21 protein-coding genes are annotated in these 21,217 nt (G+C 59.1%); 4 read left to right on the forward strand and 17 right to left on the reverse strand.

The annotated features are described in order from the left end of the window. The first annotated feature begins 240 nt into the window (after positions 1-240). The gene (locus tag C8265_RS17005; RefSeq protein ID WP_126623190.1) at positions 241-888 is read left to right on the forward strand and encodes a hypothetical protein; all 648 of its coding nucleotides are present in this window, start codon (positions 241-243) and stop codon (positions 886-888) included. 88 nt (positions 889-976) lie between these two features. On the opposite strand, the gene C8265_RS17010 is transcribed toward C8265_RS17005, so the two are convergent. The 3 genes from C8265_RS17010 to C8265_RS17020 form a co-directional block, all read right to left on the reverse strand. Then, positions 977-3,964, reverse strand: coding sequence for a DNA translocase FtsK (locus C8265_RS17010; RefSeq protein ID WP_108485236.1), 2,988 nt, complete (start codon positions 3,962-3,964; stop codon positions 977-979). Between the two features lie 11 nt (positions 3,965-3,975). After that, positions 3,976-5,157 carry an aminotransferase class I/II-fold pyridoxal phosphate-dependent enzyme gene (locus C8265_RS17015; protein ID WP_108485237.1) on the reverse strand — a complete coding sequence of 394 codons (1,182 nt, stop codon included), beginning with the start codon at positions 5,155-5,157 and terminating at the stop codon, positions 3,976-3,978. Between the two features lie 119 nt (positions 5,158-5,276). Continuing rightward, positions 5,277-6,605 carry an amidase gene (locus C8265_RS17020; protein WP_108485238.1) on the reverse strand — a complete coding sequence of 443 codons (1,329 nt, stop codon included), beginning with the start codon at positions 6,603-6,605 and terminating at the stop codon, positions 5,277-5,279. A gap of 83 nt (positions 6,606-6,688) precedes the next feature. Here C8265_RS17020 and C8265_RS17025 point away from each other — a divergent pair, with 83 nt between their 5' ends. Then, positions 6,689-7,915 (forward strand): UbiH/UbiF/VisC/COQ6 family ubiquinone biosynthesis hydroxylase, encoded by a 1,227-nt coding sequence (locus C8265_RS17025; protein ID WP_108485239.1) that lies wholly within the window; start codon positions 6,689-6,691, stop codon positions 7,913-7,915. 69 nt (positions 7,916-7,984) lie between these two features. On the opposite strand, the gene C8265_RS17030 is transcribed toward C8265_RS17025, so the two are convergent. Genes C8265_RS17030 through petA form a run of 3 tightly spaced genes read right to left on the reverse strand, consistent with a single transcriptional unit; the run spans position 7,985 to position 10,732 of the window. Further along, the gene (locus C8265_RS17030; RefSeq protein WP_108485240.1) at positions 7,985-8,800 is read right to left on the reverse strand and encodes a cytochrome c1; all 816 of its coding nucleotides are present in this window, start codon (positions 8,798-8,800) and stop codon (positions 7,985-7,987) included. A gap of 16 nt (positions 8,801-8,816) precedes the next feature. Next, positions 8,817-10,160 carry a cytochrome b gene (petB, locus tag C8265_RS17035; protein WP_108485241.1) on the reverse strand — a complete coding sequence of 448 codons (1,344 nt, stop codon included), beginning with the start codon at positions 10,158-10,160 and terminating at the stop codon, positions 8,817-8,819. An 11-nt stretch (positions 10,161-10,171) separates the two neighbouring features. Next, positions 10,172-10,732: a ubiquinol-cytochrome c reductase iron-sulfur subunit gene (gene petA, locus C8265_RS17040; RefSeq protein WP_108485290.1), complete on the reverse strand. Its 561-nt coding sequence runs from the start codon at positions 10,730-10,732 to the stop codon at positions 10,172-10,174. 215 nt (positions 10,733-10,947) lie between these two features. On the opposite strand from petA, the gene C8265_RS17045 reads away from it, so the two are divergent. Beyond that, positions 10,948-11,793: an LOG family protein gene (locus C8265_RS17045; protein WP_108485242.1), complete on the forward strand. Its 846-nt coding sequence runs from the start codon at positions 10,948-10,950 to the stop codon at positions 11,791-11,793. On the opposite strand, the gene C8265_RS17050 is transcribed toward C8265_RS17045, so the two are convergent. The 7 genes from C8265_RS17050 to C8265_RS17080 form a co-directional block, all read right to left on the reverse strand. Further along, the gene (locus tag C8265_RS17050; protein ID WP_108485291.1) at positions 11,790-12,002 is read right to left on the reverse strand and encodes a hypervirulence associated TUDOR domain-containing protein; all 213 of its coding nucleotides are present in this window, start codon (positions 12,000-12,002) and stop codon (positions 11,790-11,792) included. The two genes, C8265_RS17045 and C8265_RS17050, sit on opposite strands and share 4 nt — an antisense overlap. A gap of 10 nt (positions 12,003-12,012) precedes the next feature. Continuing rightward, a complete protein-coding gene (locus tag C8265_RS17055) occupies positions 12,013-12,717 on the reverse strand; it encodes a gamma-glutamyl-gamma-aminobutyrate hydrolase family protein (RefSeq protein ID WP_108485243.1) in 705 nt (234 codons plus the stop codon). Further along, positions 12,714-13,667 carry an amidoligase family protein gene (locus C8265_RS17060; protein WP_108485244.1) on the reverse strand — a complete coding sequence of 318 codons (954 nt, stop codon included), beginning with the start codon at positions 13,665-13,667 and terminating at the stop codon, positions 12,714-12,716. The genes C8265_RS17055 and C8265_RS17060 overlap by 4 nt, the downstream gene beginning before the upstream one ends. 55 nt (positions 13,668-13,722) lie before the next feature. After that, complete coding sequence (gene rlmN, locus C8265_RS17065; protein WP_108485245.1) at positions 13,723-14,904, reverse strand: dual-specificity RNA methyltransferase RlmN; 1,182 nt, start codon at positions 14,902-14,904, stop codon at positions 13,723-13,725. A gap of 62 nt (positions 14,905-14,966) precedes the next feature. Beyond that, the gene (locus tag C8265_RS17070) at positions 14,967-15,182 is read right to left on the reverse strand and encodes a hypothetical protein (protein WP_108485246.1); all 216 of its coding nucleotides are present in this window, start codon (positions 15,180-15,182) and stop codon (positions 14,967-14,969) included. Next, the gene (locus C8265_RS17075) at positions 15,179-15,451 is read right to left on the reverse strand and encodes a hypothetical protein (RefSeq protein ID WP_108485247.1); all 273 of its coding nucleotides are present in this window, start codon (positions 15,449-15,451) and stop codon (positions 15,179-15,181) included. The genes C8265_RS17070 and C8265_RS17075 overlap by 4 nt, the downstream gene beginning before the upstream one ends. A gap of 130 nt (positions 15,452-15,581) precedes the next feature. Then, a complete protein-coding gene (locus tag C8265_RS17080; RefSeq protein ID WP_108485248.1) occupies positions 15,582-16,112 on the reverse strand; it encodes an invasion associated locus B family protein in 531 nt (176 codons plus the stop codon). 171 nt (positions 16,113-16,283) lie between these two features. On the opposite strand from C8265_RS17080, the gene C8265_RS17085 reads away from it, so the two are divergent. After that, on the forward strand, positions 16,284-17,288 hold the full coding sequence (locus C8265_RS17085) for an asparaginase (RefSeq protein WP_108485249.1): 1,005 nt from the start codon (positions 16,284-16,286) through the stop codon (positions 17,286-17,288). A gap of 2 nt (positions 17,289-17,290) precedes the next feature. Here the strand turns inward: C8265_RS17085 and serB are convergent, their stop codons facing one another. From serB to C8265_RS17105, 4 genes are all read right to left on the reverse strand, one after another. Then, a complete protein-coding gene (serB, locus tag C8265_RS17090) occupies positions 17,291-18,169 on the reverse strand; it encodes a phosphoserine phosphatase SerB (protein WP_108485250.1) in 879 nt (292 codons plus the stop codon). A gap of 337 nt (positions 18,170-18,506) precedes the next feature. Then, complete coding sequence (locus tag C8265_RS17095) at positions 18,507-19,637, reverse strand: site-specific DNA-methyltransferase (protein WP_108485251.1); 1,131 nt, start codon at positions 19,635-19,637, stop codon at positions 18,507-18,509. 104 nt (positions 19,638-19,741) lie between these two features. After that, positions 19,742-20,362: a ribonuclease HII gene (locus C8265_RS17100; RefSeq protein WP_108485252.1), complete on the reverse strand. Its 621-nt coding sequence runs from the start codon at positions 20,360-20,362 to the stop codon at positions 19,742-19,744. A 153-nt stretch (positions 20,363-20,515) separates the two neighbouring features. Further along, entirely contained in the window at positions 20,516-21,202 is a 687-nt protein-coding gene (locus C8265_RS17105) for a response regulator transcription factor (RefSeq protein ID WP_108485253.1), read from the reverse strand. Positions 21,203-21,217: the final 15 nt, after the last annotated feature.

Consider the following 21,217-nt stretch of genomic DNA (forward strand, 5'->3'; position numbering starts at 1 on the left):
GGTTCTCTTTGAAAAGCCGAACGCCGCGTGCGCGAAATTCAGCCGTGTAGGACGGGGTGGGTTTTCTCTGTGTCATAGGGCTCATCCTTGGAGAGTTTTACTCTCCGGTAAACCCGGGGCGGTTCAGTCATTGGGTTTCCGATCCTGTCGCCGCGCTATCGGGCCGAGTATCGCAAACTCGGCATCGACGACACCATACAGGATCCGAAGCTGCGGGCGGCGATCACGAGAAGGATGACGATGGCAACCCTTCAGCCGGTCTCCACCTTCCAGAACGCTCTGCGGAACCGTGTCAGCATCGTCGAGCGTGCGGGCGGACGCAGTGCCCGCAAGGGCTCCAGCTACATCAATGGTTCCGCATACAATCCGCGGGTGCTGATTGCGATGCTGAACATCTGGCGGATCTATTACAATTTCTTTGACTGGCGAGCCTACGCATCACCGGATGAGGACGAAGCCACGGCACCTGAAAAGGATGAAGCCGCATCCCCAGACAAAGACAAGAGCACGATCACCGACGATGATGCCAGAGTCATGCGTCGCCTCAAGGTGCCGGGAACCAATGAAACCATTGATGTTCCATTGCGGCGAAAGACCCGTGTTCAACGAACCACACCCGCGATGCGGATGGGCGTTCATTCGGCTCAATACACCTCTCCTTCATCCGCGCGATCAGACGACGAAACCGGAGGCATCGCGGATGGCAATCGCGATCCCGATGAAGCGCGGCAAGAGGCCTTGCAAACCGGAGAAGGTTTTGAGCCTGTCGGAAAGAAGAAGGATCGACGCCGGGATGATCGGCCGCGTCTCCCGAATCTCTCGAGGATCCTCTACCAGCCCTGGCTATTTCACGGCACTCCGATGTGGGGCAAGCTCCAAGGCCGATAAAGCGCTCTCTGGAATAAGAACGAGCGGCAGAAAATCTGCCGCTCGTGTCCTATAACTCAGAATGGCGCCGTTTTGCCCCGGGCCTTTCTCATTGCTGTTCCGGCACCAATATTTCGCGTTTGCCCACATGGTTTGCCGATGACACGATGCCTTCATCCTCCATCTGTTCCACCAGACGCGCCGCTTTGTTGTATCCGATGGCCAGTTTACGCTGAATATAGCTGGTCGAACATTTGCGATCCTTGATCACGATGGCGACCGCCTGATCGTACAACTGATCTTCCGAACTGCCATCACCGCCCAGACCCAGCACCGCATCAATGCTGCTTTCCTTGTCTTCGGGGGGGCCTTCGATCACGCCTGACATATATTCGGGCGGCCCGAACCCTTTGAGGTAGTTGACGATTTCTTCGACTTCTTCATCACTACAGAACGGGCCGTGCACCCGCACGATTTTTGAACCACCGGCCATATACAGCATATCGCCCATGCCCAACAATTGCTCGGCGCCCATCTCACCCAGAATGGTGCGGCTGTCGATCTTGCTGGTGACCTGAAAACTGATTCGCGTTGGAAAGTTTGCCTTGATCGTGCCGGTGATCACATCCACCGACGGGCGCTGAGTGGCCATGATCAGGTGAATCCCCGAAGCCCGCGCCATTTGCGCAAGGCGTTGAATGCAGGCTTCGATTTCCTTACCGGCCACCATCATCAGATCGGCCATTTCATCGACAACCACCACGATGAACGGCAAAATCTCGGGCTGGATTTCCTCGGTCTCAAAGGTGGGTTCGCCGGTGTCGTCATCAAACCCGGTCTGCACGGTGCGCGAGAACATTTCGCCTTTTTCAAGCGCGTCGCGCACCCGGCCATTATACCCTTCGATATTGCGCACACCCATTTTCGACATCTTGCGATACCGGTCTTCCATTTCACCCACGACCCATTTCAAGGCGACAACCGCCTTTTTCGGGTCTGTCACCACCGGCGACAGAAGATGTGGAATGCCGTCATACACCGACAATTCCAACATTTTCGGGTCGATCATGATCATCCGGCATTCTTCGGGTGTCAGTTTATACAACAATGACAGGATCATCGTGTTGATCGCCACGGATTTACCCGACCCGGTGGTGCCCGCAATCAACAGGTGGGGCATTTTGGCCAGGTTGGCCACCACAGGATCGCCGCCAATATCCTTGCCCAAGGCAAGCGGCAGGCGCATGGAGCTGTCGCCAAAATCGCGCGCCGCCAGAATTTCACGCAATACGCACATTTCGCGGTTTTCGTTGGGCAATTCGATGCCGATCACACTGCGCCCCGGCACGGTGGATACACGCGCCGAAAGGGCCGACATCGACCGGGCAATATCATCGGACAAGCCGATCACACGCGACGCTTTCAAACCTGGTGCCGGTTCCAGTTCGTACATGGTGACGACGGGGCCAGGGCGCACCGATACGATTTCACCCTTGACGCCGTAATCATCCAGTACCGATTCCAACATCCGCGCGTTTTCTTCCAACGCTTCGTCGCTTAACACATGGCGGGTAATCGTGTCGGGGCTGGTCAACAACGACAGCGGCGGGCGTTCGTATGCGGCGAATTTTTCTTCGAATTGCAGATCCGGCTGCGCCTCGGCCTGGGCCTGTTTGCTGGGCTGAACCGGCTTTTTCACCGGATGCTGCACCACGCTTTTCGCGGCCTCTGATTGGCTAGACCGGAACACAGGCGGCGCGGGGGCCGGAGTGGGCTGAGGCGCGACCAGTTCGGGTTCGGGCAAAGGTTCGTTTGCCAGATCGTCATAAACAGGTTCAGACGGTGCCACCTGCACGGGCGCGGGCGCACGCGCGGGCGCGGTCAGCGGCGGTTCGGGCGCAATGCGCGGGGTGGTATCCAGGATCATCGGCTGCGGCCCACGGGGATGGCGTGCGCGCGCCACGGTGGGTTCGGCCCGCCGGCCCATGCCCGCGGTCAGGATTGGCTGCGCCCGCACCCGTGATTTGATCACATCGGCAATCTTGGCCTTGATCCGGTCGTCACCTTCGGCAACGGGCGCCAAGGCTTCGGGCGCGGCCTCATAGGGGGCAGGCGCGGTTTCAACCGGGCGCTTGAACAGATTGGGCAGGCGCGCGAACAGTGATTGTTTTTCCTCGGCCACGGGCGCGATATCGTCTTCGAACACGCCATAGGGGTCATCGACCGGGCCGCGATCTGCGCGCAGGATCGGTGTGCGCCGCTGGCTGACACCGGGCACCGATTTTGCCACCGGCGGTTCCGCGGGCATTGCCATTTCGGCATCCAATGTGGCGCGCGCTGCGGCCTCATCAGCGGCGGCGATACGGGCGGCGGCGCGTTTTTCTGCCACGCTATGGGCGGTCGATTGCGCCGTTTTCAACCCGACAACCGCGCCTTTGCTAAGGCCCGCGGCCCCGTGGCCCAGCCCGGTCATCAACATATCGTAACACCGGATCACCGACAGAATCAAAAACGTGACCACATATCGCAATTCAGGCCGGGTAAAACCCAGCACAAACAGCCCCATGGCGATGGTGGCAATCGCCATCACAAACGCCATCATTTTCAACCCAAACGTCGCCTGTACCGGCACAACGCCCAGAACCGCGCCCAGAATCGTATCGCCAAACAATCCGCCCAGGCCAAAGTAATGCGCCCAGCCTTCGGGGGGTTGATGGGTGGAAATGTAAACCGCACCCAAGGCAATCGCCAATGGCGCAAAAATCAAACGCGACGGCGCGCGCTCTTCGCCCATATGGGCCACAAACCGCAGACCCCAGGCGGCAAACACCACCGGAAACCCCCATGCGCCCCAACCCACGATATTAAACAGCGGTGCGGCAATCGATGCGCCAAACCGGCCCAGCATATTTTTCGCCGGCTCATTGGTAACCGAAAACCACGATGGATCGTCCGGCACATAAGACCCAAGCATCAGCGCCGTCAGCACAGCCGCCCCAATCAGCACCATGCCCAGCAATTCCTTGCCGCGCCGCTCTAATGCTGCCTGGGTATTGCTGTCGAAAAGCGGGTCGCGCTGTCGGGTCTGATACGCCATCTACCTGTTCCTCACGTAAAGAGACAGTCACGGAGCATTTCCAGCCCGCGCTGCATTTCTTGTTCTGGGGCCACCATGGCGGCCCTTATGTAATTGCCGCCGGGATTATCACCGCCGACATCGCGCGACAGGTATGCGCCCGGCAGCACCCGAACCCCGGTTTCGCGCCACAATTTCACGGTGGCCGCTTCGCCATCATCGACCGGCAACCACAGGAAAAACCCCGCCTCGGGCGCGCCGCACCCCTGGATGCCCGCGAACACCTGATCGGCAATGTCGAATTTGCGCTGATACAGGGCGCGGTTTTCGATGACATGCTCTTCATCGCGCCACACGGCAGCGGCGGCCATCTGCAACGGCAACGGCAAAGGCGCGCCGGTATAATTACGCAACTGTTTAAGCGCGGTGATGGTTTTGGCACCCGAGGCCACAAACCCCGATCGAAGGCCGGGCAGGTTAGAGCGTTTTGAAAGCGAATGAAAGATCACCACACGGTCCGGGTCAGCGCCCATTTCATCGGCAATCTGCAACGCGCCCACAGGGGCGTCATTGCGGTAAATCTCGGAGTAACACTCATCGGCGAAAATGCGGAAATCATAGCGTTCTGCCAAACCGATCAAATCGCGCCAATACTGCGCGCTGGCCACCGCCCCTTGCGGGTTGGAGGGCGAACAAAGATAGGCAATCGCGGTGCGGTTCAACACGTCTTCTGGCAAACCGGCATAGTCGGGCAAAAATCCGGTGGATGCTGTGGCGGGCACATATACCGGCTCGGCCCCTACGGCCAGGGCGGCGACGGCGTAAACCTGATAAAACGGATTGGGCGTCAGGATCACCGGCTTTGCGCCATTCTTTTGTTCGGGGCACAGGGCAATCGCGCTGTTGAACAACCCTTCGCGCGTGCCGTTCAACACCATCGCGTTTGATCCGGCGTCAAGGGTCACGCCATAGCGCGACTGTACCCAATCGGTGATCGCGCTCAACAATTCCGGCGCGCCCTCGTTCGGGGGGTATTTGCCAAAACCAGCCGCATTTTCGGCAATCACATCGGTGATCCAGGCCGGAAAGGCATGGCGCGGTTCACCAATCGTCATATGTACCGGATCGCCACCGGGGGCATGCGCGTCCAACAATGCGCGCAGACGCGGGAACGCATACTCAGGCAGGTTCGAAAACCTCTGGGGATATTGCATCGGTGCCTCAAAATATACCGGGGTCGTGTCGCCCCTTTGTGGCAAGGATAGCGCAGCGATGCCGCAACCGTCCAGAAAAGCCCCGTAATTTCCCTACTTTAGCTCGGTGGGTGTGTCTTTCAGGCCAAGGCGCGTTCGGCAGCCGCCCCCAAGCGCAACAGCCGATGTTCGCTCATCGGGTTGGTTTGCAACGTTATCCCGACCGACGACACACCCGTGGGCAGGGTCAGCGCCGCGAGGTTCAACAAATTGCCAATACGGGTGTTGCGCAAAGTCATCAGGTTGGACTTGACGAAATAATCGCCATCGGTCTCAAGCCTTTCCTTGTTCGGCGGCAGGATCGCACAGGTCGGCAGCAGCACCGCATCATACCCCGCAGTTGCGGCGGCATATTCGGCGCGCGCCTGGTCGATCACCCGCCACGCTTTGACATAGGCGGGGGCGCTGATCGCTTTGCCACCGCGAAACCGTTCGCGCACCTGATCGTGCATGGCATCGGGGTTGGCCTCAATCGTGTCACCCCAAACGCCATAGGCTTCGGGTGCGAACACGCTTGCCGATTGATCCATCGCATCGGTGACATGGGAGATTTCGGCGCGGGTAATCCGCGCACCTGCGGCCTTTAACCTATCAACCGCGCTGTTGAATGCGGCATCCACTTTCGGATCAATATCATCGAAAGCACAGGTTTCCAGCACCAAAAACCGGGTATCTTGCAAACTGGCATTGGCCAAATCGGGCGCGGTGCCGCCCTCAAGTGCGGCCAAAAGCAATGCCGCGTCTTCGACCGACCGGCACAATGGGCCGATGGTATCAAACCGCGGGCACAGGGGCACAACACCCCCCACAGACACCCGGCCCAGTGTGGTTTTCAGCCCCACCAGATCATTCCACGCGGCGGGTGCACGCACCGACCCGCCGGTGTCAGACCCGATGCCCGCCGCAGCCAGGCCAAAGGCAACACTGGTCGCCGCCCCGGAGGATGAACCGCCAGACACCGCCGCGTGATCATTCACACAGGGCGGCGAGGCGGTGACGGGGTTCAGCCCAAGGCCGGAAAATGCCAGTTCGGTCATGTGGGTTTTGCCCAGACACACCAAACCGGCGGCAGTGGCATTGGCCAAAACAACGGCATCATGATCCGGCGTGCGTCCGCGCAACAGGGCCGAGCCTGATTCGGTGGCAACCCCGGCCGAATCAAACAGATCCTTCCAGGAAATCGGTACACCATCCAAAAGCGACAAGCGCCGCCCGGCCTTGGCCCGGTCGCGCGCTGCTGCTGCTTCGGTCAATGCGCGATCAACGGTCAGCCGGGCGTATATCCGATCGCGAAACTCATGGGTTTCAATCGCATCCAGATAGGTTTGGCACAATTCCACCGGGTCAATATCGCCCGCACCAATCCCCCGGCCCAAATCGCCCGCTGTGATCGTTAACCAATTCGTCATCGCCCTGCCCTTTCGTATCAAACCTGACGCTAACGCCCATCGGCCACATGGACAATGCCCCGCGTCTGCGCCACATCTAGGGTATGACACATGATACAGATATCGTAATCGTCGGCGGCGGTTTGAATGGGGCAACTTTGGCCTTGGCCTTGGCCAGCGTCGGGTTCACCATTACCCTTGTCGATGCCAAACCGCGCGACGTGCGCGGCGCGCAGGGATTTGACGGGCGCAGCTATGCGATGGCGCACAGTTCCTGCGCCATGATGGCTGCCCTTGGCCTGTGGGCCGGGTTGGCGGAAACGGCCCAACCGATCCTTGATATCAAGGTCAGCGATGGGCGCGCCGGCGAAGGCGCATCGCCCTTCGTGCTGGAGTTTGACCATGCCGAGCTTGAGGAAGGCCCGATGGGCCACATGGTCGAAGATCGCCATTTGCGCCCACACCTGTTGGCGCAGATGGATAAGACCCCCGCCATCACCCAGATGTCCGGGCGCAGTGTTCTGGCGCAATCGATAGAGGGCCAGAGCGCGCACGTTACCCTCGATGATGGCACCGTGATTGCGGCGCAATTGCTGATCGGCTGTGATGGATTGGGCAGCGGCACAGCGAAACGCGCCGGCATACGGCACACCGGGTGGGACTATGGCCAGACAGGAATGGTTGCCGCCATTGCCCATGAAAAACCCCATAACGGCATCGCGCATCAGTTGTTCATGCCCGAGGGGCCATTGGCAATTCTGCCGCTGGTTGGCAATCGCTGTTCGATCGTCTGGACCGAGCGCACGGGCAATGCGGCGCGGATCAACGCGTTGTCGGATGCTGAGTATCTCGATATTCTGCGACCCCGTTTTGGTGATTTTCTGGGCGATATCGCCTTGGCCGGGGCGCGCTATAGCTATCCATTATCGCTGTCTCTGGCCAATTCCATGGTCGCGCCGCGTCTGGCCCTGTGCGGTGATGCGGCACACCGGCTGCACCCGATTGCCGGGCAGGGTTTGAATGCCGGCCTGAAAGATATCGCCACTCTGGCGCAAGTCCTGGCCGAGGCCCGCCGCCGCGGCGAAGACATTGGCAGGTTGGATGTTTTGGAACGGTATGCGCAATGGCGCCGGTTTGATGTGGCCACATTGGCCTTGGCCACGGATACGTTCAACCGATTGTTTTCCAACGATAACCCTCTGTTGCGTCTGGCCCGGGATGTTGGATTGGGGGTCGTCAATGCAATGCCGGGCCTGCGCCGGGGTTTCATGCGCGAGGCGGCCGGGCTGAACGGCGACCGTCCGGAGCTGTTACAGGGCCGCGCGCTTTAATTCACACCGACCAAAGAAAAAGGGCGCGTCCAGACCGGACGCGCCCTTTTTCAATTCATCACGCCGAAATCATTCAGCCGGAACATCCGTTCTGCGCCCGTTCTTGATCGGCGCCCAGATACGTTTGTTGGTCAGATACAACAGTGCTGTCAGGATGATGAGCATCAGAACACCCACAAAGCCGGCCTGTTTGCGGGCCATCATCTTGGGTTCTGCTGTCCACATCAAAAACGCCGAAACGTCCTTGGAAATGCTTTCAACATCGGTCGCGTGACCATCGGCAAATTCGACGTCATCACCGTACAATGGCGGGGCCATTGCGATCCAGCCACCGGGAAATGCGGTGTTTTCGTAAAATACGGCTCCGGCCTGCTCTTTTTCTTCGCCGGTATAACCGGTCAGAAGGCTGGCGATATATTCCGGTCCGCCGATCCCCTTGAAGAACTGGTTGATCCCCAAACCATAAGGCCCGTGGAACCCCGAACGCGCCTTTGCCATCAACGACAGGTCGGGCGCGGTGGCCAGGCCCGAAGCGGGAAAATGATCTGTCGGGCTGGCCGGGCGATAATCGCCTTCGCCATCCAGCAGGCTCTCATCGAACACCTCATAGTATTCGGCATAGGCGCGCACCTGGTCCTCTGGCAATTCCGGCCCGCCCGGATCACCCAAAGTGCGCAGAGGTACAAATTCCAACCCGTGACAGGCCGCACAGATTTCGGTGTACACCTGAAGACCGCGCTGAAGCTGGTTCTGGTCGAACTTGCCGAACGGACCCTCGAACGAGAAATTGAAATCCTCGACATGGCCCTCGGCGCCCGCGGCCATGGCTGTCCCGGAGGACAGGCCAAAAGCCAGGGTCGCTGCGATGGTAAGCTTTTTAAGCATTCTCAGCGTTCCTTTCTCACTCAGCCGGGTTCACGGCGGTTTTGCCGTGGGCCGAAGTCTCGCCATAGTGGGCGTCAAAGTCTTCTTCGATGGTGGCGGGTTGCGGCAGCGGCTTTTCAATCACACCAAGCAGCGGCAGGATGACCAGGAAATAGCCAAACCAATAGGCCGACGCGATCAGCGAGATCGTGGCATATGGTTCATCCGTGGGCATCGCACCCACCCACATCAGCACAAAGAAATCGACCACGAGCAGGGCAAACCACCATTTGAACATCGGGCGATACCGGCCCGACCGCACCGACGAGGTGTCAAGCCAAGGCGCCAGTGCCATCACGATGATCGCGCCAAACATCGCCAACACGCCAAAGAATTTCGCGTCGACAATGCCACCGGTGATCCAGTTGGCGGCAATCACCACCCAGACTTCGCCGGTGAAGGCACGCAAGATTGCGTAAAACGGCAGGAAATACCACTCGGGCACAATATGTGCAGGTGTGGAAAGCGGATTCGCCTCGATATAGTTGTCAGGGTGGCCCAGATAGTTTGGCATGAAACCGACGACTGCGAAAAACACCACCAGGATAACCCCAAGCGCGAACAGATCCTTGATCACGAAATAGGGCCAGAACGGCAGCGTGTCTTTTGCGGCGTCTTCCTTGGATGTGCGGCGCACCTCAACCCCGGTGGGGTTGTTGTTGCCGGTGGTGTGGAACGCCCAGATGTGAACGATCGTCAAAGCGGCAATCACGAACGGCAGCAGATAATGCAGGCTGAAGAACCGTGTCAGGGTATAGTTATCCACCGCAGGCCCGCCAAGCAGCCAAGTTTGCAGGGTTTCACCCACGAACGGGATCGCGCCAAACAGGCCGGTGATCACGGTCGCGCCCCAGAATGACATCTGACCCCAAGGCAAAACATAGCCCATGAAAGCCGTTGCCATCATCGCCACATAAATCAGAATGCCGATGATCCAGGTAATTTCACGCGGTTCTTTATAAGAGCCATAGTACAGACCCCGGAAAATATGCGCATACACCGCAACAAAGAACAGCGACGCGCCATTGGCATGCAGATACCGCAGCATATAGCCGCCATTCACGTCACGCATGATATGTTCGACCGAGGCAAACGCCAGGGTCGTGTCAGGGGTGTAATGCATGACCAGCACAATGCCGGTGATGATTTGCAGCACCAGACAGAACGCCAGAACGATGCCCCAGATCCACATCCAGTTCAGGTTCTTTGGGGTCGGGATCATGATCGTGTCATACATCAAACCGATGATCGGCAGACGGCGATGCATCCACTTTTCGCCCCCGGTTTTCGGTTCATAATGGTCGTGTGGGATTCCAGCCATTTTATACTCCGTTATCCGAGAACAAGGGTTGATTCATCGTCGAACCGGGCAACCGGAATCGGCAGATTGGTGGGCGCAGGCCCGCGGCGAATGCGCCCGGATGTATCATAGTGCGACCCGTGACAGGGGCAGAACCAGCCGCCAAAATCACCGGCTTCGTTCAATGGCACACAGCCCAGATGCGTACAAACGCCGATCATCACCAACCATTCGCCATCGTCTGACAGGGCGCGGTTTTCATCGGCGCCATCGGTACCAACGGGCAGGTTTGCGTTTTCGGCACTGTTATCGGGCAGGGCCGACAGATCGACAGACCGGGCGGCTTCGATTTCTTCTTCCGTACGGCGACGGATGAAAACCGGTTTGCCCAACCATTTCACGGTCAGCTGTGTGCCGGGTTCGACACCGCCGATATCCACACGGATACTCCTCAGGGCCTGCACATCGGCCGTTGGGTTCATCTGATTTACAAGCGGCCAAACGGCAGCGCCGGCCACAACGACCCCGGCACCACCGGTTGCGTAAAACAGGAAGTCGCGGCGTGTGCCTTCGGGATGTTCTGCGTGGGACACGGCATTCTCCATCATCAAGCCCTGGTTTGGGCAAATGCGATCACCCTCGCTGTAAAAGCAAGGTTGTTTGTGTGGATTACTTAGCGGCGGATGAAAGGCACGTCCAGCGGACAAAGGCGCACACGCGGCGAATTTGGCCAAAGATTCGCCGGTGTCTGGCGCGAACACCGCATTGGCGCTAGATATGGGGCCAATTCACACAGGATGCACAATAGATGAAAGATCACCACCCCTCGCCGCTTCGCGATGCTCAGGAAGACATCAAAACCGCACGCGGCATTCCCGATACCCCGCAAACCCGCGCCCCGGCGTACCGCCTTGCGTTTGTTGATGATGAATTCCTGTGCCGGGATGAATTGCGCCCGGTGCGCTGGCAGCTTGAGCTGATGAAACCGGAAATGATGCTGACCGAGGCAGGCATTGAATCAACCGTCGTTTTATTTGGCGGCGCACGGATTCCCGAACCGGCCAAGGCCGATACCGCGCGCACCGAATCCCTGGGCAAACTTTCGCAATATTATGATGAGGCCCGCAAGTTTGCACGGCTGATGACCGAACGTTCCATGGCGGGGGGTGGGCATCACGATGTGATCGTCACCGGCGGCGGACCCGGCGTAATGGAGGCCGGAAACCGCGGCGCCATCGATGCCGGGGGCCGGTCGATCGGGCTGAACATCGTATTGCCGTTCGAACAGGCCCCGAATGAATATGTCACCCCGGGCCTGTGTTTCAATTTTCACTATTTCGCGATTCGCAAAATGCATTTCCTGATGCGCGCCCGGGCGATTTGCGTGTTTCCCGGCGGGTTTGGCACCCTTGACGAAACATTCGAGGCGCTGACCCTGATTCAGACAGGCCGGATGGAACGGGTGCCGTTTCTTTTGTTCGGTCGCGCCTTTTGGGAAACCATCATCAACTGGGAGGCCCTGGCCGATGCGGGCACCATTTCGGACGATGATCTGGACCTGTTTCGTTTTGTCGAAACCGCCGACGAGGCGATCGAGGAAATGAACAATTGGGAAGGTGCGGGCACCAAACGCGGATCGATTCCCGGGCGCTAACCTTTCGTCAACTCCGAGCTTGATTTCAGCACCTCATCCCCGTCTTCCTGTTCGATCAGGTAGGCGGGGTTGCCTTCATCCGCGTCACGGGTCACTTCGGTGCCTTTGATTTTTCTGGTGATCTTTTGGGTATAGATTTTCGTCACCTTGCCGGTGCCGGTGCCATTGCCCCAGTTCCATTCGACCTTATCGCCTTGGGAATACATGATATCTCCTTTTTCATGGTGTGACTGCCTTGGCCTGCGGTTCGCCGGCCATCCCGGCACGGGCGGCATCGACCAAGGCGCGAAACAGCGCCCGCTGTCGCCGGGCATAGAACAGTTGTTCGGGGTGCCATTGCACGCCAATGCAAAACGGATCGGCCAAACGTTCAATCGCCTGAATCATGCCGCCTTCGTCCCGGGCCGCCACGCGCAAACCCCGGCCCAGCGCGTTAACCGCCTGTGAATGCAGGGCATTCACCTTCATCGGGGCGTCGCCGGTCAGGGCCATCAGGCGTGTGCCCGGTTCGATCCGCACGGTCTTGCGCGGCAGCGGTGTGTAAAATTTGCGGCTTTTTTCATAAATACCATAGGCATCCTGATGCAGCGTGCCGCCCAGCGCGATGTTCAGCATTTGTGAGCCGCGACAAATGCCCATCACCGGTTTGTTGCGGTTATAAGCATCGCGGATCAGGTCGCGCTCCATCGCATCGCGGGCCGGATCCAACCGGGCACTGGCAATGATCTGACCGCCATACAAATCGGGCGAGACATCATCACCACCCCCCACCAAAATGCCATCGACCGCCGCCATATCCGCCGGCCACCCCGAGGCCCAGCGCACAGCGCGCGCGCCCGCCAGCCACAGGTTGAACCGCATCAACGGAAACACCCGCCAGCCGGTGGCATGGGATGTGGTAACGCCAATCACAGGCCGGTTCATATCCGCACCCCGTGATCGGCCAGAATACCGCCTGCCACTTCGGCCCAGGCGGGCCGGGTCAGCGCGCTTTCGGCCCGATTGCCGCGCCAAGCCACGCACAGCGCGTCGTTCAGGCCCGGCGTGTCGGCAATGCGTTCGATCAAACGCCATTGATCCCACCCCTGGCTGAGCGACCAATCCGGATCATCAATCAGCGAATCAGGCAGACGAAAATGAAATGTCGGGCGCACTGCCTGAGCCTGGCCCATTTTCCGCATCACACGATCGCGGTCGATATGGGCAAACAGCGGCAGCATATCCAACCCGTAATTGCGCGACGGCGCATGGGCCAGATAGGTATCAATCAGCCGCGTCATATCCGGATCGGGCCACAGCGCAACCAAACCATCCAGCAACCCGTAAGGATACGCATCGGTCCAGGGCAGCAACCGCCGGGTCACATTGATTCGGTTGTGCAGGCGCAGCCAGGGTTCGCACAGGGCAAAGGCCAGCAGAGTCGGGAAAATGTCGCCCACGCTGTCACCCCGAGCCTCGATGTTGAAATGCACGCCAAACCCGTTCAGCGCCCCGGCACCACTGCCCAGTGCGCCCGCCTGACACAGCGCCGCGCGCGCCCGGTCCAGCGCGATCAGCCCGTCACGATCCAACGGGCGCGATACCACCTCAACCGGAACAACACCGCGCCCTGCCTCCAGCACCACGTCGCGAATCGGGGATTTTTTGGCGTCGCGCAGGAACACATCGAGATAAACCTGAAGTTCGCCAATCTCGCTGTTTTCGACCAACCATTTCACACTGTCGATCTGGTGCGCCCTGCCCCCCAAAGTGCGGGTCAGCACATTGCATGCGGCCTGTTCGCCCAACCCGGAAAATTCAATCTCAACGCCGACCCGCCGGGGCGCACCGGTGCAGTTGGCGGGATTGGGCAGGGGGGCAAAAGCCAGTGGCATGAACACTCCGAAACGGGTCAGTCGGCCAACGCGCCGCCCGCCCGGAATGTTCCGATCAACCGTCTGTGGCGGGCGTCGCGGCGGGGCGGCGCACCTTTTTTGCCCGCTCGCTTTCGCTTTTCAATTGGCCACAGGCGGCCATGATATCTTCGCCCCGAGGGGTGCGCACCGGGCTGGCATAGCCAGCGCGATAGACAATATCAGCGAACGCGCGAATTCGGTTGTTTGATGACCGCTCATAGGGGGCACCGGGCCATTCATTGAACGGGATCAGGTTGATTTTCGCTGGAATCCCCTTGATCAATTCAACCAGTCGGTGGGCGTCTTCGTCACTGTCGTTCACATCTTTCAGCATCACATATTCAAATGTGATACGCTCGGAATTGCTGGCCTTGGGATAGGCGCGCAGGGCATCCAGCAATTCGGCGATGTTCCACTTTTTGTTGATCGGCACCAATTGATCGCGCACCGCGTCGGTGGTGGCGTGAAACGACACTGCCAACAGGCATCCGATTTCCTCGGCGGTGCGGGCAATTTCGGGCACCACACCCGAGGTCGATAATGTGATTCGGCGGCGCGACAACTGAATCCCCTCAGGGTCCATGGCGATTTTCATCGCATCGCGCACCGCATCAAAGTTATACAAAGGTTCACCCATACCCATCAGCACGATGTTTGACAGCAACCGGCCTTCGGTTTTCACCACACCTGGTTCGGGCCATTCGCCCAGATCATCGCGGGCCAACAACACCTGCCCTATGATCTCACCTGCCGTCAGATTGCGCACCAACCGTTGGGTGCCGGTGTGACAGAACGAACAGGTCAGCGTGCAGCCCACCTGTGACGAAATGCACAGGGTGCCGCGCGAATCTTCGGGGATATACACGGTTTCAACCTCATGCCCCCCGGCGATTCGCACCAGATATTTGCGGGTGCCATCGGTTGAAACATGGCGCTCCACCACCTCGGGCAGTTCAATCTTGAAATGGTCAGCCAACAGCGCGCGGTACGGTTTGGCCAGATTGGTCATGGCATCAAAGTCGCGCACGCCCTTTTCATAAATCCATTGCCACACCTGGCCGGTGCGCATTTTGGCCTGTTTTTCCGGGGTTCCCGCAGCGATCAACGCCGCGCGCATGGCATCGCGCGTCAAACCGACAAGGTTAACAGGCCCATCATCAGACAGTTTGCGCGGTAAGGTCAGAACATCCTGCGTAATTGGCGCGGGGGCGGGCATGGCAACTCTCCGGGGTTAAGTCACCCGGATATAGGGGATATGGCAATGAATTACAAAGCGGTTCAGCGATGCCGGTTGGCCAACCGCAGGGCAAGAGCATCGGGAGGCGTATCGCCTTCGGCCTTACCATTGCGCACAACGCCCAGCAAAAACACCAATGCCGTCACACCAACCAATACCACAATCGGCCCACCTGCCTGCAAGGCCCAACCGGTAAACGACACCAGAGCATCATAAATGGCCGCCGCTTCCGGCGATTCGAACAGAATTTCTTTCATAGTGGTTCCTTGGCATAGCGTTCGGCACGGGCACGATTGGCAATCTCCCGCAGGCTGAGCCGGGGCGCGGATCTGCGCCCAAACACCACTTGCCTCACCAACAGTTGAACAGCCGCAATCATCAAACCCGGACCCGAAATCGCCAGAAACAGGAAAAACGGTGACCGATTCAGACCAAGGCATCCGTTTGCGGGTATACCGCGCAGCAGCGCATCAACCGGGCCAACGGCGCTGGTGCAAGGGGTGGCTGCAAAGGAGTCGTTCAACATACTGCACCCGTGTGGTTACAATCGGGTACAGGTTGAACAGATTACTGGGGCCGCAGTATGGCCACGCCCGCCTTTGTCTTGCCGCAATGCCCGCCCCATGCCGCCAAACCGCGGCGGGACGGCAGCAGGATCAGTTGGCGCAGCGTTTCGCCGCCTCGTCCATCGCGGCGGTAAACCCGAACAACGAAAACGTGTCTTCGGTTTGGGTGCCGCGTGCCGAACGGCCAGTCATCACCGCCTCGGCGCCGCGTTTCAGCGCCGCAACGATTTTGGCATCCTCTTCGTCAGACGCGGGCCAAGCCCATTCGCCATCGACGAACAATTCAAACGCTGTTCCGCCGATATCCAGATTCACGGTCGATCCCGGCGCAAACGGATAGCCGCCGGTGAACGAAACCTCGCCCCGCGCGCCCGATCCGGGGCGAAAGCTGACGAACATCAAAATATCGCCCCGGCGCACCTGCACCACCCGGCCATCTTTCGAGTTCACGGTCTGTTTGGGGCTTGAAACGCTCCAGCATTCCTTTGGGTCGTCCTCGACGAACACGGCCCAAGCCGTTTCAACGGCCACCCGGTTTGTGGATTCCGCTTGCGCAAAAGCCCCAGTTGCCATCATGGCCAGCGCCGCCGCCACACCGCTCCGTGCGAAGAAAGAATTCATATCTATCACAGCCTCCAGCTGCCTCTGCCTGGGGACACGTGCATGATCCATCTCAGTAGATCTTGAGTGCACGGTTTCCTTTTCAACTCTGCGGTGCGACTTTAACGTCAAATCCGCCCATATTAAAACCCCCTGTGGCGGAAAATCGCTGAACCGTGAAAGGAAGTGACGATGAATGCAGCCCCCGAACCCATGGTCGAGCTTTGGCGTGGCGATTTGCTGGAATCCTGGCATGCCGGACACGCCGTGGTTTGCGATGCCGCCGGGCAGATACGTCATGCCTGGGGCAACCCCGAAGCGGTGATTTTCCCCCGCTCATCGTGCAAGATGCTTCAGGCGCTGCCCCTGGTTGAAAGCGGCGCGGCGGCACGTCTGACATCACGGCAACTGGCCCTGGCCTGTGCCTCCCATCAGGGCGCGCCCGTGCACGTGGCAGCCGTCAACGCATGGCTGGCCGATCTGGGGCTGGATGACAACGATCTGCGTTGTGGCACAGAGGCATCGCGCGACAAGGATCTGAAACTGTCCATGATCCGCGAGGGTCAAACCCCATGCCGGGTCCATAACAACTGTTCGGGCAAACACGCCGGCTTCCTGACCTTGACACGGCACCTTGAGGCCGGGCCAGATTATGTTGCCCTGGATCACCCGGTGCAAATCGCCGCCCGCCAGACCGCGCAAGAGGTGACAGGCACGCCAATCATGGGAACAGGCATCGACGGATGCTCCGCCCCCAATTTCGCGACAACCGTGCATGGACTGGCCCATGCCATGGCCCGGTTTGCCACGGCCATCGAAACCGATGCGCGCGGGCGCGCCATGCTGGCCTTGCGCACCGCCATGTTGGCCCATCCCGAACTGGTGGCTGGCGAAGGCCGCGCCTGCACCGAACTGATGCGCGCCATGAACGGCAAAGTGGCGGTAAAAACCGGGGCCGAGGCGGTGTTCGTTGCGATCCTGCCCGAATTGGGGCTGGGCGTTGCGCTAAAGATCACCGATGGGGCAACCCGCGCATCAGAATGCGCCATCACCGCCATTCTGGTGGCCCTTGGCGTGCTTGATCCCAATCACCCCGCCACCCTGAAACGCATGGGCGCGCCGCTTGAAAACTGGGCCGGTGTGAAGGTGGGCGCAATCCAACGTGCAAACGGATTTTGCGACCGGCCTTTGGCCTGATTTCAGGGCAGGATAAACTCATCCCGGCTATAGCCCTGCAAATACAGCAGCGCGGTCAGATCGCCGTGATTGATGCGCATCGGCACCTGCGCTGCAACAGATGGCTTGGCGTGCAACGCAATGCCCGCCCCCGCCGCCTGCAACATCGCCAGATCATTGGCACCATCCCCCACGGCCATCGCCTGATCCAGACCGATCCCCAATCGCGCGGCGATCTCAAGCAGGGCATCCAACTTGGCCTGCTTGCCCAAAATCGGCTGGCCAACATCGCCGGTCAATGTCCCATCCACCGCGATCAGGCGATTGGCGCGCTCCTCATCAAACCCCAACTGTGCAGCAATCCGCGCCGTGAATTGCGTAAACCCACCCGAGACCAAAGCCGCATAGGCCCCGTTCGCCTTCATCGTCGCCAACAACGCCGGTCCGCCCGGCATCAGCGTGATCCGGCTGCGCAACACCTCATCAATCACGGCAACGGGCAACCCTTTCAACAGTCCGACCCGTTCGCGCAGCGCCTGTTCAAAATCCAGCTCCCCATTCATCGCCCGCGCGGTAATCCCCGCCACTTGCGCGCCCACCCCGGCCAGATCCGCCAACTCATCAATGCATTCCTGCTTGATCATCGTGCTGTCCATATCCGCAATCAACAGCCGCTTGCGCCGCCCCTGCATCGGTTGCAAAATCAGATCAACACCCTGCGCCTGAACGCTGCCCCACACCTCCCAAAGGGTATCGGGAACCTGCGCCACAGGAAATTCAACCGCCTCATCGGGGGCCAGCCATTGAATATCCCCGCCCCCCCAGGCATTGCGCAGGGCCTCGGCCAAGGCCGGGTCAAGCGTGGCAGCCGCAGGCGCCGTCAACAACGTTACAACGTACATAAACCATCCTCTTCCTGCCGCTTAAAACCACGCCCCCAAGTAAAGGAAAAGCACGAACTGAGGCTTTTCTTGCCCGAAATATCCCCGCCGGAGGCAGCCGACACCACAACCCACACCACAGATGTTACAGATCACACCGCGCCCATATCGCGCCAAACACATCATGTCGCGCGGGCGTCAGCCCGCTCCGTTTGATTACCCCCCGTTTAGCGGGCAAAATCACAGTCAGTCACAAAAAAACCCCACCGTTTGAAAACGGCGGGGCAAGGTGAGCACCCGGTGGCAAAAGCCACGGGCGCTGGCGGTAACTGTTGTATTCTTTTGTGGGGGGGTCAGATCACGACATTTCGGCCCGGATCTGCTGGCGCAGCAGATCGATCGGCACGGTTTTTCCATCGCGTTTGAAATTCCAATAGGTCCATCCATTGCACGACGGCGCGCCTTCCAATGCGGCGCCCACCTGATGAATCGATCCTCTGACATCGTCTGCAATCAACGTGCCGTCGGCGCGCACCTTGGCCATCTGCCCACGGTTGTTGGTCAGCATTTCACCGGGGCGCAACATACCGCGCTCCACCAGCTGTCCGAACGGCACCCGTGGCTCGGCGCGCTTGCTGCCGGTCACGCTCAATGCTTCCTTGTCGAACTTGCGCACACGACTCAGACGCTCTTCGGCAACCTCGCGGTAAGCGGCCTCGCGCTCCAGCCCGATATATTCCCGGCCCAGCATTTTCGCCACAGCCCCGGTGGTGCCGGTGCCAAAGAACGGATCGAGCACCACATCGCCAGGGTTTGTCGTACCCAGGATGACCCGGTGCAACAGTGATTCGGGCTTTTGGGTCGGATGCGCCTTATCCCCATCGGCATTTTTCAAACGCTCGTGGCCGGTGCAAATCGGCAAAACCCAATCGCTGCGCATCTGCACGCCTTCGTTGAGCTGTTTCAACGCTTCATAGTTAAAGGTGTACTTGCTCGCTTCTTCCTTGGAGGCCCAGATCAGGGTTTCATGGGCGTTGGTCAAACGCTTGCCGCGAAAGTTCGGCATCGGGTTGGATTTGCGCCAGACCACATCATTCAGGATCCAATAGCCGGCATTTTGCATCGCCGCGCCAACGCGAAACACGTTGTGATAGCTGCCGATCACCCAGATTGCCCCGTGCGGTTTCAGCAATCGGCGCGCTGCCTTCAGCCAGTCCTGGGTAAACCGATCATAGGCGGCAAAACTTGAAAACTGATCCCACGCATCATCCACCGCATCCACATGGGAATTGTCGGGGCGATACAGATCGCCTTTCAACTGCAGGTTGTAGGGCGGGTCGGCAAAAATCAGATCAATCGAGGATTCCGGCAGACTGTTCATCAACTCAATACAGTCACCGCCCAGGATCTGATTCAGGGGCAATTCCGCCGCAGTTGCGCATGTTTTCAGGGGCCGTGCCGCGGCACAGCTTTTGGTTTCTATCGTCATATTCTGCCTCTGATTCCGGCGCCTTTTGCGGCGTGCTCTGTAGTTATCCACAATGTGAGTCAAAGCCGAATCGGGGTCAATTTCTTTTTGAATCAAGAGGTTAGTTAATTTCCTTGATACAACATCTTGTGTATGGGTTTGAACGAACGCCTATGATGTGGGGTTACCCCTAGCGTCTTGAGGCCGTGTTGGTGCTTGGCGGCCCCATATCCCATGTTTGTTTCCCATCCATAACCTGGATGCTGTTGCGCCAGCGCCACCATGCCTAAATCTCGCCTGATTTTTGCCACAATTGACGCCGCCGCGATGCTGACCGAGCGTCCGTCGCCCTTGATCACCAGTTGCCCCGCACACGGCATGTCGCGCGGCATCTGATTGCCATCAATCAGGGCAAAATCGGGCGGCGTGGGCAAACCGCGCAAGGCGCGCACCATCGCAAGGTGGCTCGCGCGCAAGATGTTCATCTCGTCGATCTCGGCCACGGATGCCTCGGCAACACTCACCTGCGCCCCGGCCAGAATCGCGGCCTCTAATCCCTCACGGGCCTTTTTGGTCAGTTTCTTGGAATCGTTCAGTCCCGCAGGGATGCGCCCGGGGTCAAACACCACAGCGGCGGCCACCACCGGCCCCGCCCAGGGGCCACGGCCCACCTCATCGACACCGGCGATGTGGGTATATCCCTGATCGCGCAGCGTCTGCTCTAATGAATAATCCGGTCCTGTCATCGGGCCTGTCTATGCGTCTTGGGGGCGATAAAAAAGATCACTTGCCCAACCGTCAACGCACAGGTCCGAAAAAAACCCGGGCACAATGGCCCGGGCAAGTCCAACAGGGAGGTGACATGGCATAACCCGGCCATATCAACGGGAACTCCAATCTCAGGCGACCAATCTGTATCCGCCGCTTTCCGTAACAAGCAAACGCGCGTTCGACGGATCTGGTTCAATTTTTTGTCGCAAGCGGTAAATATGGGTTTCCAATGTGTGGGTCGTGACCCCGGCGTTGTATCCCCAGACCTCGTGCAACAACACGTCGCGCGCCACAACGCTGTCGGTGGCACGGTACAAAAACTTGAGGATATTCGTTTCCTTCTCGGTCAGGCGAATTTTCTTGTCTGCCGCATCGATCAGCACCTTTTGCGCGGGCTTGAACGTGTACGGCCCCAGACTGAACACTGCGTCCTCCGATTGTTCGTGTTGGCGCAACTGGGCCCTGATCCGCGCCAAAAGCACCGGAAAGCGGAACGGCTTAGTCACATAGTCGTTCGCGCCCGCATCCAACCCCAGAATCGCATCGGCGTCGCTGTCATGGCCGGTCAGCATGATCGCGGGGCATTTCACCCCCTGCTTTCGCATCAACCGGCACAACTCGCGCCCGTCCGTATCCGGCAGGCCCACATCCAGGATCAGCAGATCGAACAACCCCGCCTTGACCTGATCCAATGCTTCCTGGCCATTGGTTGCTTCGAACACGTCGAAATCTTCGGTCATCATCAACTGTTCGCTCAACGCTTCGCGCAAATCATCATCATCATCGACAAGAAGGATTTTCTTTTGGTTGCTCATGTATCGTCCTCCGGT

It is taken from the genome of Oceaniglobus ichthyenteri, from assembly GCF_003057885.1.
Taxonomy (GTDB): Bacteria; Pseudomonadota; Alphaproteobacteria; order Rhodobacterales; family Rhodobacteraceae; genus Oceaniglobus; species Oceaniglobus ichthyenteri.